Origin of the sequence: Nonomuraea sp. NPDC052265 (genome assembly GCF_044547985.1) — a bacterium.
Taxonomy (GTDB): Bacteria; Actinomycetota; Actinomycetes; order Streptosporangiales; family Streptosporangiaceae; genus Nonomuraea.
In genome coordinates this window covers 1-11,483 of sequence record NZ_JBIUBJ010000050.1, presented here as the reverse complement: position 1 = coordinate 11,483, position 11,483 = coordinate 1, and the positions used below count along the sequence as shown (strand labels likewise).

13 protein-coding genes are annotated in these 11,483 nt (G+C 69.4%); 6 read left to right on the top strand and 7 right to left on the bottom strand.

All coding sequences use genetic code 11. From position 1 onward, the window contains the following. Window positions 1–726 precede the first annotated feature (726 nt). A complete protein-coding gene (locus tag ACIHAD_RS48395; protein WP_397361658.1) occupies window positions 727–1,116 on the top strand; it encodes an ATP-binding protein in 390 nt (129 codons plus the stop codon). 21 nt (window positions 1,117–1,137) lie between these two features. Here the strand turns inward: ACIHAD_RS48395 and ACIHAD_RS48390 are convergent, their stop codons facing one another. From ACIHAD_RS48390 to ACIHAD_RS48360, 7 genes are all read right to left on the bottom strand, one after another. Then, window positions 1,138–1,656, bottom strand: a complete 519-nt coding sequence (locus ACIHAD_RS48390; protein WP_397361657.1) for a DUF5994 family protein — start codon at window positions 1,654–1,656, stop codon at window positions 1,138–1,140. Further along, window positions 1,653–2,609, bottom strand: coding sequence for an acyl-CoA desaturase (locus tag ACIHAD_RS48385; RefSeq protein ID WP_397361656.1), 957 nt, complete (start codon window positions 2,607–2,609; stop codon window positions 1,653–1,655). The genes ACIHAD_RS48390 and ACIHAD_RS48385 overlap by 4 nt, the downstream gene beginning before the upstream one ends. 179 nt (window positions 2,610–2,788) lie before the next feature. Further along, window positions 2,789–3,148 (bottom strand): AI-2E family transporter, encoded by a 360-nt coding sequence (locus ACIHAD_RS48380; RefSeq protein WP_397361659.1) that lies wholly within the window; start codon window positions 3,146–3,148, stop codon window positions 2,789–2,791. 32 nt (window positions 3,149–3,180) lie between these two features. After that, a complete protein-coding gene (locus tag ACIHAD_RS48375) occupies window positions 3,181–3,585 on the bottom strand; it encodes an AI-2E family transporter (RefSeq protein WP_397361654.1) in 405 nt (134 codons plus the stop codon). Between the two features lie 272 nt (window positions 3,586–3,857). Next, complete coding sequence (locus ACIHAD_RS48370) at window positions 3,858–4,247, bottom strand: STAS domain-containing protein (RefSeq protein ID WP_397361652.1); 390 nt, start codon at window positions 4,245–4,247, stop codon at window positions 3,858–3,860. A gap of 96 nt (window positions 4,248–4,343) precedes the next feature. Continuing rightward, entirely contained in the window at window positions 4,344–5,684 is a 1,341-nt protein-coding gene (locus ACIHAD_RS48365; protein ID WP_397361650.1) for a PP2C family protein-serine/threonine phosphatase, read from the bottom strand. A 161-nt stretch (window positions 5,685–5,845) separates the two neighbouring features. Further along, window positions 5,846–6,850, bottom strand: a complete 1,005-nt coding sequence (locus tag ACIHAD_RS48360; protein ID WP_397361649.1) for a tyrosine-type recombinase/integrase — start codon at window positions 6,848–6,850, stop codon at window positions 5,846–5,848. Window positions 6,851–6,899: 49 nt separating this feature from the next. Between ACIHAD_RS48360 and ACIHAD_RS48355 the strand changes: the two genes are divergently transcribed. The 5 genes from ACIHAD_RS48355 to ACIHAD_RS48335 all read left to right on the top strand — a co-directional run bounded on the left by ACIHAD_RS48355 (window position 6,900) and on the right by ACIHAD_RS48335 (window position 10,624). Continuing rightward, window positions 6,900–7,586: a DUF5994 family protein gene (locus ACIHAD_RS48355; protein ID WP_397361648.1), complete on the top strand. Its 687-nt coding sequence runs from the start codon at window positions 6,900–6,902 to the stop codon at window positions 7,584–7,586. A gap of 118 nt (window positions 7,587–7,704) precedes the next feature. After that, window positions 7,705–8,028, top strand: a complete 324-nt coding sequence (locus tag ACIHAD_RS48350; protein ID WP_397361647.1) for an STAS domain-containing protein — start codon at window positions 7,705–7,707, stop codon at window positions 8,026–8,028. 98 nt (window positions 8,029–8,126) lie between these two features. After that, entirely contained in the window at window positions 8,127–9,056 is a 930-nt protein-coding gene (locus tag ACIHAD_RS48345; RefSeq protein WP_397361646.1) for an acyl-CoA desaturase, read from the top strand. 84 nt (window positions 9,057–9,140) lie between these two features. Further along, window positions 9,141–10,406, top strand: coding sequence for a PP2C family protein-serine/threonine phosphatase (locus ACIHAD_RS48340; RefSeq protein WP_397361645.1), 1,266 nt, complete (start codon window positions 9,141–9,143; stop codon window positions 10,404–10,406). After that, a complete protein-coding gene (locus ACIHAD_RS48335; RefSeq protein ID WP_397361644.1) occupies window positions 10,403–10,624 on the top strand; it encodes a hypothetical protein in 222 nt (73 codons plus the stop codon). Before ACIHAD_RS48340 ends, ACIHAD_RS48335 begins: the two co-directional genes overlap by 4 nt. Window positions 10,625–11,483 lie beyond the last annotated feature (859 nt).

Below are 11,483 nucleotides of genomic sequence, written 5' to 3'. Positions count from 1 at the left end.
ACGGGCGCCCAGGCTCCCTCAGGCATCCCCGTGACCATCACCACACCGGTTGTCAGTCGCCGGTCGGGACGGAACGGCCGACGATTCCGGTAGCAGCGGATGGGGGCTCGCCCAAGGCCAGGTAGTTGAGGCTTTTGGGCTGTTGGCAGAGTGCTGAAGAGATTGGCCGGGCGGTGTAGACACCCGGCCCGATCTTGCGGATGAGTTTGCTGCTGGGCCAGCGAGACAGTTGCCGGTACATGGTGTTGAGGGTGACATCGCGGAGGTGGCGGGCGATGTCCCGGGCTGGTCAGGGGCGGTTGGGGTCTTGGTGGAGCAGGGCCAGGACCTGTTGTTGTCTGCGGCGCTCGGCCGGGGCGATGGACGACCGGCTCAAGGTCGAGAAAGATCGAGGCTAGGAGATCTACCCGATCTTCGTTGGACGTAGATGCTGTTGTTGCCGTCATCTCACGTGATCCAAGTGAGGGAGTGAGTGACGATGACATGCGTTCAAGATCGCCACGTGGTGTAGTGGTGTATCGGCGTTGTGGCTGTGCCGACGCGGTGACAGGCAAGCGGCTGGGAAACCGCTGCGCCCGGCTGGCCGATCGGTCCCTCCGTCGTCTGAAGTTCCGACCGCTGTCGACATGTCGCGATGCGGGGGCGGGCGTGCGGCGCGTTCAGGCGGCAGCTCCCTCAGAGGGCAGCCGGCCGCCCCCGGTGACCGGCGATGAGCAGGCGTGACCGGTGAGCGGGTTGTTCGGGCCGCCGCCGGAATGCCGAGACCCGCTGCTGACCTGGGCACTGAGTACGTCCGGGCCGGGTGGTGCGGCCGCGTACGATCAGAGCGCATTGCGGAAGGGCGTGAGCGCCCATGCCCCCCAGCAGGGGCTGTCGTCGGCTCGGCGGGCAGATTCTGAACTGGCGGTGCAAGAAGGTGTGGCCAACGTGTTCGATCATGGTGGTGGATCCGGGCGGGTCCGCCTGTGGCAGGCCGATGGCCTGCTGTGCTGCGAGATCAGCGATCATGGCCCCGGGATCGCGGCCCGCCACTACCAGCAGCGGGCATCGATGCCTGCCGCCGCATCAGGACCGCCGCACGACCACCCGCCGAGCAGTAGGCGGCGTCGCCGCTGAACCGCGCCACCGAACGCGTGATCAGAGTGTGGGGTCCTCGCGGGCGGGCTGTCGGGTCCGGCCGCCTTCGTTGTCCCAACCGGCCAGGCGCTGCTGCTCCTCCTCGGCGGCGGTGTCGGCGGGACCGTCGTGGTCTGCGGCGGTGAGGATGTCGCCGGAGCGGGTGCGGCCTCGGCATCGGGTGGCCAGGTCGAGTGCCTTCTCGGCGGCTGCGGGTGTGGTGTCGGGTGGGATGACGAGCAGGTTGATGTGTTCGATTCCCGGGATGATGAGGTTGATCAGGTGGGGGTCGATGGTGCGGAACCAGCCCACTCTGACCTGGCGGCCGGGGGCGGCGATGCGATGCGGGATGTTGTGCCAGGTGTCGACGTGCAGGCCGATGCGCAGGACCCGCCGCTCCAGCCGCTGGTCGATGGCGGCGATCAGTGCGGGCAGTTCCGCGCCGGCATCGTAGCCGGCGGGCCACCACGCGCCGTCCACCGCGCCTCGACGTGCGAGGTCGGGATCGAGGCTGAGCCGCACCTCCTCGGAGCCGGTCATGGGGAGGGCTCGCGGCGTCGTGCGGCCAGGCGCGCCGGGGTCGGCCAGCGCACGTCACGGGCCCAGCCGAGCCGCTCCAGCAGTCGGATCAGCCGGGCGGAGATGTCGATCTGGCCGGGCAGCACGCCGTGGCGGGCGCAGGTGGGGTCGGCGTGGTGGCCGTTGTGCCAGCTCTCGCCGAATGACAGGAGAGCTAGTGGCCAGAAGTTCGCGGCCTGGTCTCCGGCGCGGGTCATCAGCGGCCGTTCGCCGAAGACGTGGCAGATGGAGTTGATCGACCAGGTGACGTGGTGCAGCAGCGCGATCCGTACCAGAGCGCCCCAGAAGAATGCGGTCAGCGCGCCGCGCCAGGTGCCGGTGACCAGCAGGCCGATCGCGGGCGGCAGCAGCAGCGAGGCTGCCACCAGCGGTCCGAACAACCTGTCCACCCGGCCGATGTCGGCGTCGTTGAGCAGGTCCTTGGCGAAACGTTTCCGATTGGTGAGGTCACGCCCGAACATCCAGCCGACATGCGCGAACAGCAGCCCCTTGGCCAGGCCGCGCACGCTGCTGCCGTAACGCCAGGGCGAGTGCGGGTCGCCGTCACGGTCGGCGAAGGCGTGATGGCGCCGGTGGTCGGCCACCCACTGGATGACCGAGCCTTGCACCGCTAGGGACCCGGCTACGGCCAGACCGATCCGCAGCCACCGCTCCGCCTTGAACGCGCCATGGGTGAGATGGCGGTGAAAGCCCACCGTGACGCCGAGCCCGGTCAGGACGTAAGCCGAGGCGGCTGTCGCCACGTCGGTCCAGCTCAGCCCCCACCCCCAGGCCACCGGTACGGCGGCGGCCAGCGCCGCGAACGGCACCAGCACAAACACCCACAGCGCGACCATCGCCGCGAACGGTTTACGGCCGCCGATGAGTGGTGCCGGGCCGGCCCGCTCGATAACACCTGTTCCTGACGAAGCCATGCCAACTTCCTCCCCCGCACGGCAGCGTTCTCTTCGCCCCCCTAGGGGGCATTCACCTGCCCAAACGCACGGACGCCACACCCGTGGTCGATACCGAGCTTCAGACGGGCTGGGGACAGGGCCGCAGGTCGATGCCGCGCCGCCGGCCCGGACACCACCCGCGCCCGCCCCCGAACCCGTCAATTCTTCTGTTCGGGTTCCTTCCCAGGAGGCGCCGCCTGCGCCGGTGGTTCGGGGACCGGTCCCGCCGGGAGGGCGAGCGGGTCGTCCTTGAAGAGTTCGGGCACGGCCCGGTAGAGGATGGCGATGATCGGCACGGCCACGACCGCGCCCGCGATGCCGGCCAGGATGCCGCCGACGGCCAGCACGATGATGATCGCCAGCGGGTGGAAGTGCAGCACCCGGCCGACGATCAGCGGCTGGAGCACGTGGTTCTCCAGTTGCTGCTCGACGATCAGGATGCCGACGAAGATCAGCGCGTAGATCGGGCCCTTCGCGCCGAGCGTGACCAGCGTCGCGACCGCGCCGGCGAAGAGGATGCCGACGATCGGGACGAAGCTGGCCAGGAAGATCAGTACGGCTGCTGCCGCTCGGTGACCAGCTTGGCGAGCTCGTCCACCCAGCCGCTGAGCTGAACGGGCTTCACGTGCAGAGGGCCGGTGTAGAGCCAGCCCTCCACCGTCTCGGCCGTCTGCCTGACCTGTGTCAAAAGGCCGGGGAACTCCTCATTTGCCCGCACGCCGATGATCCACCCCGTCCCGCCCAGCACGGCGAGGGCGACGAGCATGGTGACCCAGGTGGCGTAGATCGCCCGCAGGCCCGACTCGCGCAGCCGCCGGGTGAGCGGGAACAACAGCGCGGTCAGCAACAGGGCGACCGCCACTGGCAGGGCGACGATGCGCATCGTCGCCACGAAACCGAGCACATAGTTGGCCACGATGCCGATGACGATCAGGCACGCGCACCACGCGGCCATCCTCGCCAAGGTCGCAGGCACCAACCGCAACAGGCGCTCCTGAGGTGAATCCACGCACGGGAAACTTCCCCCTGGTCGGAAATAGGCGCACTTCCCGACTTCGGTAAAGAAAAGTTGAAGCAGAGAATTTGCGTCACGGGCCCGGCGGCCTGCGTGGTGCCGGCCTGGCTTGCGGTGAGCATCGCGGGGGTGAACGCCATCAGAGCGGCCGACACGCGCGAGTCACCTGGCCGACGTCTTGGGTTCCGGGGTTGACGATGGCGGTTCGCGGATCACCGCCGTGTCCGGGCCAGCGCGTCCTGTGCCTGCGCCAGAGTGGGGTGGGTGGGAAATATGCGCCCCAGCAGGCCGGTCCTGCGGAGCAGTTGCTCACATGTGCCGTGCAGGCCGATCAAGACCAGCGCGCCGCCGTCATGGTCGATCTGCCTCCATGCCCGGACCAGGCTGCTCAGTCCTGAGGAGTCGCAGAACTCCACCCCGGACATATCCATGATCACTAGCGGTGGGTTCTGCTGCCGGCACACCTTGACCACTTCGTGTTCCAGGTGCGTGGCAGTGTTCAGGTCCAGCGCGCCGTGTACGGCCACCACCTGGCCTGGAGGCGCCGCGCACACGCTGAGCCGCAAGGGCGGCGGGTCGTTCGACATCGGCTGCGAAGGCATCGGCGCCTCCTCTCGGGAGGCCCTCTGCCCCGCGCCTGCTCTCTGATGTGTCGCGACGTCCGTCCTGCCACCGGCGCGGTTCGGTACGGCCGGTCGTCATGGCTTCTCCTCAGCGGGAAGGGGTACGCGCAGGAGCAGCAGGGCGGTGTCGTCGCTGTGGTGGTCCCCGGCATACTCACTCAAGGCGGTCGTGATGCGCTCCAGCGTCTGCTCGGCGTTCAAGCCGTCGCAGCCTGCCAGGACCGCGCTGAGCGCGGTTAGCCCCCAGACGGCGTGCCCGCTGCGGCCGTGTGCTTCGGTGACCCCATCGGTGTAGAGCAGCAGCGCGTCGCCCGGCGCCAGCTCCACCTGTTCCGCGTGCAAGCCTGCGTCGGCGAAGATGCCGAGCAGCAGGCCGGGCCGGCCCGCCTCCTCCACGGTTGCGTCAGCGCGCCGGATCAGAGCGGGCGCGTGACCGCCCAGACTGACCAGCCCGCGCACGCCGCCGTCAGGGCCCGGCCGCAGCATCACGCACACCGCGGTCAGGAAGCGGTCGTTGACGCGCTGGCGGACCAGAGCGTCGTTCAGCCGGGCCAGCACGGTGGCCGGCGAGGAGTGCTGGGTGGCCTCGGTCCGTACGGTGTAGCGGGCCAGCGCGGTCACCTTGGCCGCCTCCAGCCCCTTGCCGGACACGTCGCCCAGCGCCGCGCACCACCACGGCTGCCGGGTGGGAAACAGGTCGTAGAAGTCTCCCACCACGCTGCTCCCGTTGCCGGCGGGCAGATACAGTGCGGCCGCGTCCAGCCACTCCGGCCGGGCGATCACCGGTGGCAGCAAGCTGTCTTGCAGCGTCTGGGCCAGCCGGTCGGCTGCCGCCCCAGAGCTCTCCAGCGCGTCGATCCGCTCATGGGCATGGTGCATCTGCCGGCGCAACTCGATCACGTCGCTCACCGCGCCGGCCAGCCCGGTCAGCGTGTCGATCTGCCCGTCGGTCCATGGGTGCGGCTGCTCGTCGAGGACGCACAGGCCGCCCAGCACCAGCCCATCGGCTGAACGCAGGGGAAAGCCGGCCCAGGCCCCCACTCTCTTGTCGCGCACGTCCGGCAGGTGTGCCAGCCTGGCGTCGCGGGTCGTGTCCTCGGCGACCAGCGGACCAGATGTGCCGGCCAGCAGTGGGCAGGCGTCGGTGTGCAGAGGGAAACTGCGCTGTCCGAGCGTCAGCGGGCCGCAGCCGACCGCGGCCTTGTAGAACGCGTGACGAGCGTCGAACAGCACCACCAGCGCCCGCCGGGTCCCGGAGGCCGAGGCCGCCAGCTCACACAGGTTGTCCAGGTCCGGAGCCGGTTCGGTGTGCATCAGCGCGGTGGCGGCCAGTGCCGCCAGCCGTGCCGGGTTGTACACCTGCACCGGCACCGGCGGCACGTCCGGCAGTATCAACGGCTTCAGCGGAGCTCTCATCGCGTGTCCGCCTCTCGCCGCCGAAGGGGCACCCTGGCGGCCCAGCCCGCAGACCGCAGCCATGTGGTCGCAGCCGGATGAGTCAACACCGTTGACGTCCTCTCAGAGTAGACAGCCATCGGCGGGCAGGGCAAGCAGAGCGATCTCGCCGCCCGGCTCGGCTAATGGTCGCTGATCAGGGCGTTCAAGGCGGCTGCCTTGTCCGCTTCGGTCGGCAGGCCGTAGCGGCGGGTGGTGTCCAACGAGCCGTGGCCGAGGAGTTCGGCGACCAGGACGGGGTCCGTGCCGTGGCGGATGAGCTGGGTGGCGAAGGTGTGGCGCAGGACGTGCGAGCTGAAGGGTTCGGTGGGGTCGTCGCCCAGGCCGACGGCGTCGCCGAGGCCGGTGATGATGTCGCGGGCAGCGCGGTCGCTCAGGCGACCGCCGCGCTGGTTGAGGAACAGCGCGGGGTGGGTGCCGGCTCCCTTCCAGCCGGCGCGGGTTGCCAGCCAGTCGGTCAGGGCCTGGCCCAGGTCGGGGTGGACGGGCAGCAGGCGGATCTTGCCGCTGTCGCGGCCCTGTCCGCGGATGCGCAGTTCGCCCTTGCCGACTGAGAGGCGTACGTCGGTCAGGTCGAGGCCGACGACTTCGGAGATTCGCAGGCCGGCGTAGTAGGGCAGCAGGGCGACGGCTTTGTCGCGCGGGGAGGCGGTGAGCTGGACGTGGCGGATGTAGCGGTGGGTGCGCCGGGTGTCCAGGACTCGGGGGGCGGTGCGGCGGGAGTCGCGTTCGCGCTGGGTGTGGGGCTTGCCGAGGCCGCGGCGAGCGTAGAAGTCGTCGATGGCCGACAGGTAGGCGTCGATGGTGTTGGGAGCGCGACGGCCGTCCTTGAGGTGGCGGCGGAAGTCGCGTACCGCGCCGGCGGCCGCGACCGCATCGGTGAGCGGATCGCCGTCCAGGGCGGCGGCGTCGGCTTGGACGGCCAGCCAGTCCAGGTAGCCGCGCAGCCGGGAGGTGTACTTGGTCTTGGTGGAGTCGGCCAGCGGGGCGCGCTCAAGTGCGGCGGTGTAGTCGGCCAGGGCGGCGGCGTGGGGAGCGGGGAGCGGGACGGTCCGCGACCGGCGCGTGCTTCCGGAAGCGACCTCGGCCGGCTCCGGGATCCCCGAGGGCGAGTTTCTGGAAGTCATCCACAGAGTCTACTTCCGGAATTATGTGATTCCGGAAGTAGGAGGTAGAATGAAGCTACCGAGGACTCCTCGATCGTTGGCACTCAGGTCTGCGTCGCCCCCGGCGAACCACCACAGGCCCCTTCGGAGGGGCCCGGATAGGTCAGCGACCATGACGCCGACACTTCTTTCTCAGCAGCCCGCACCGCTCAGCCCCACCTCGTCCGCGATGCCTCGGGTCGATTCCGCACTACGACTCAGTCTCCACCCGGTGCCGAATCGGCGATCGGTGGTGGACGGGGCCTGGTGGCCCTACTCCGCTGACGCCGCCGGGGAACTGCCCGGTCTCTTCGCCGCCGTCGACCGGCTGCTTGATCGGGTCACGCTCCGCGTCGGCGTGCATTGCGATGCGTGGCAGAACATCCCGCGCCGCATCCCGGCCCGCGGGCGGCAGGTCCGCGTCGGCTGGTTCCGCCACACCGACCCGCGCGTGATCACTCTCAGCTTCGCGTCCGGCGAGCCGGTCGTCCTGCTGATCATCCCGTCAGGAACCGCCACCGGCGTCGCCGAGGCCGTGCTCAAGCTCACCGCCCAGGACACCGCCGGCTTGACGGCCGACGCCATTCTCACTCCGGCGCACCTGCCGGCGGGCCCCGGTCCGCGTGCGTCGGCCGGATCAGCCCGCTGGGAGAACGAGGGCGGGTCGGTCAACGGGCACAAGGCGGCCTCGTTCACGGCACGGCCGATCCTGGCGTGACCCGCGTGCCGCCTGCCGGCCGGATTGAGCGGTCCAGGCACCCTGTTGTCCGGCGGCGGACCGATCTCCGGCTGGCAGGCATCTCATCCCCTTCCAGCTTTCTCCACAGGAGACTTCCATGACCGTCATCGACATCGCCCCGCTCGCCGAGGCGAGCGCCTCGGCGCCGACCCTCGTGCACCTGGCGGGGGACATCGACATCTTCACCACGGCTCAGCTGCGCAGGCGGCTGATCGACGCTCTCGCCCACAGCACCGGCCTGCTCGTCGTGGACCTGTCCCAGGTGACCTTCTGCGGCGCCGGCGGGCTGGGCGTGCTGGTCGGCGCTCAAGGCCGGGCCCGGTCACTGGGCATCACGCTCGCCCTGACCGGCGTTCCGCCGCGCATGGCCCGGCTGCTGCACATCACCGGCCTGGGCCACCGATTCCCGATCATCGCATGACCGGCATACCACCCACCCGCGAGCTCACCCCGGCCGGCTATGACGGCAGTTCGCCGTTCCCTCGGCCTGCGACACCGGCGCGGGCCGGTATCACCCCGGTGACACTGACCGCCGCAATCGTGATCGCGCCGTTCCTCGCGCTGGGCGCCGGCATCTGGCTGGCGTGGGGAATCGGTGTCAGCCTCACCGACCTGCTCCTGGCCGTCGTCTTCTACGTCGTGACCGGGCTGGGGGTGACGGTCGGCTTCCACCGCCTGCTGACCCACCGCTCCTTCACCGCCCGTCCGTGGCTCCGCGCCGTCCTGGCCGTGGCCGGGTCGATGAGCTTCCAGGGCAACCTGATCGACTGGGTGGCCGTCCACCGCCGCCACCACGCCTTCACCGACCGGCCCGGCGACCCGCACTCCCCCTACCGGTACGGCACCGGTCTCGGCGGACGACTGCGCGGCCTGGCCCACGCCCACCTGGGCTGGCTGTTCTCCAGCGAACCCACCTCGGCCACGACGTACGCTCCCGATCTGCTGCGCAACGACCCGGCCATGCTGCGGATCTCCCGCGCCTACCCCGCCTTGTGCGCCGCCTCCCTCCTGCTGCCGTTCGTGGCGGGCTGGGCGATCGGTGGCAGCCTCTACGGCGGTCTGACCGCGTTCATCTGGGCCGGCCTGATCCGTATCGCCCTGCTGCAGCACGTGACCTGGAGCGTCAACTCCCTGTGCCACGTGATCGGTGAGCGGCCGCACAAAGCCCGCCGCCATGACCGCTCCACCGACCTGTGGCCGCTGGCCCTGCTGTCCTTCGGAGAAAGCTGGCACAACGGCCACCACAGCCAGCCCAGTTGCGCCCGGCACGGTCGCGGCGGCCGCCAGATCGATCCCTCAGCCGCACTCATCAGCATGTTCGAACGCCTCAACTGGGCCAGCGATGTGCACTGGCAGCCCCCCGACGTCCTCGGCCACCATCGCACGGTGGCCGGCAAGCACACGCTGCGCACCAGCGCCCCGCGCCAGGGCGGAACCGAGAGGCGTTAGCCCTGATCGGCGCTTTGGGAGAAGCTCGTACAGCTGGGAAGAAGAACTAGTGCAAGGGGAAGGGCCTCCAGGGAAGGCATCGCGGTGACCGGTGATGGCGAGCAGATGCTGGGCGGCTTGCTGAGCGCCAGCCAACTCTCGTCGCTGGAGGATCTGCCAGGCCTGGTCGCCGAGTACGGGCGGTCGGTGGGCTTCTCCCAGACCATGATCTACGTAGCCGACCTGCAGCAGCAGGTGCTGGCCCCGCTGACCGGGCAGCGTGATGTGTTCGGCAACCCGCTCGAAACGATCCGGATCGACGCCACCATGGCAGGACGCGCTTTCCGTAACATGGAGATCGTCGAGGCCCGCCACGTGCTGGATCCCGGCGCGCCCGAGACCGCGCCGACGTCGCCGGCGGGCGATGGGCCGCAGCGCCTGTGGGTGCCGTTGCTGAACGACACCGAGCGGGTCGGCGTCCTGGGAGTGACCGTGGCGCAGGGGTCGGAGAGCGTGGGGTTGCTGGCCAGCCGACTGGCCTCGCTCGTCTCGCTGCTGGTGATCAGCAAACGCCCGCACAGCGACTCCTATGCGCGACTGGTACGCGCTCGGCCGATGACGCTGTCGGCCGAGGTGTTGTGGAACCTGCTCCCACCGCGAGCCTTCGCCGATGACAACGTGGTGGTCAGCGCCGCGCTGGAACCTGCCTACGAGGTGGGCGGCGACGCCTACGACTACGCGATCGACAGCGGCACACTGCGCGTGTCGATCTTCGACGCGATGGGACACGACACCGCGGCCGGCCTGACCGCCACCATCGCCATGGGGGCCGGTCGCACCAGCCGCCGCCAAGGCAAGGACCTGCCCGCGACGAGCGAGGCGATCGACGCGGCGATCGACGAGCAGTTCATCGACCGCTTCGCCACAGGCGTCCTGGCCGATCTGGACCTGCGGACCGGTTGGCTGAGCTGGGTCAACCGAGGGCACCATCCGCCCTTGGTGATCCGCAAAAGCCAGCAGGTCGCCACCTTGGACAGCGTGCCCGATCCGCCGATGGGCATCTGTCTGAGCCTGTCCACCGGATCGCTGCGCTACCAGTTGGAACCCGGGGACCGGCTGCTCTTCTACACCGACGGCGTCATCGAGGCTGAGAGCCCGGACGGGCAACCCTTCGGGCTGGAGCGCTTCATCGACTTCATCGTCCGTCACGAGGCCGATGGCACGTCCGCCCCGGAAACACTCCGCCGGCTGATCCACAGCATCCTCCAGCACCAGCACGGCCGGCTCCAAGACGACGCCACCGTGCTGATGGTCGAGTGGCGCACCGGGCGGCAACAGCAACTCGTCCTGGGAAAGATCAAGGTGCCATGACCGTAGGACGCAACAGCATGGGCACCGAGCCGGCTGCACGCCGACGATCAGGTGGCCAGATCGACATCGGTGAGGCCGACGTCCTTCAGGAGCGGGTCGTACGGATCGGGCCGGCGTCGATGTCCTGCGGGGTGTCGAAGCCGGGAGACCTCAGGAAAGGGATGACGGACTGGGTGCCGGCGTACTTCCTGGCCGCCCGGACGTGGAACCTCGTGTAGCCGTTGAAGCAGATCTCGCCTGCGGGGAAGCGGCGGATGAGGCGGTCGAGGAGCGTGGCCTCTGGCTTGACCTGCGGGGTTCAAGGGCCGATACGCGTGCCCGCTGTCGGGTCCGCCGGCATGTCGGACGCGTGCCGAAGAGCACTGTCCGAGCACCGACTCGGCCATTTCCGCCTCTCGGAAACGAGTCGAGAATCGAGAAAGCCCAGGTCAGGCGGGGTGTAGAGTGGTAGGGCGCCCGGGGCTCGAACCCGGAACCTACGGATTAAAAGTCGCGAGCTTTTATGTTGCGAACCATCTTGGCGTATTCAATTGTGTCGCTCTGCCGCGTGATGCCGCCCGGAAAATACCCAGGCCTGTCGCCCCATGTCTACGCGTGTCGCTGACCGAAGAGCACGTGGCGAGCACGGAACACCGGGTCGGCGGCCGAACGCTGATATGGGTCAGCGCTGGTCGGTTCTTGCTCTGCTGACGATGGCTGACAGGTGGCCGCGGTAAGTAGCGCCGAGCCTGGTCACCTCGCCGACGAATGTTCCTCGGCCGTCAGCCATCTGGCTGACCCAGTTCTCGGGAAGCAACACTCGTTCGCCGACCTTGAGGGCTGGTTGTCCACGCCACCGATAGGCGTACCTGCCGACCTCGACGACCTGGTCGCCGCCGGATGGGTATTCACTCGCGAGGACGGCGATCAGTGAGACGCGACCACTGAGCGGCGCCTCCGCGGCCGCGCAGCGGACGCCTCGAAAACCGTATCGATCCGCCGAGCTTCTGCCCCCGCCCGGTCAGGGGCCAGGGTGGTAGATCAGGTGCAGGACGCCGGTGGCGAAGGTGGCCGAGTGGACCAGTCGCATCGGGGTCG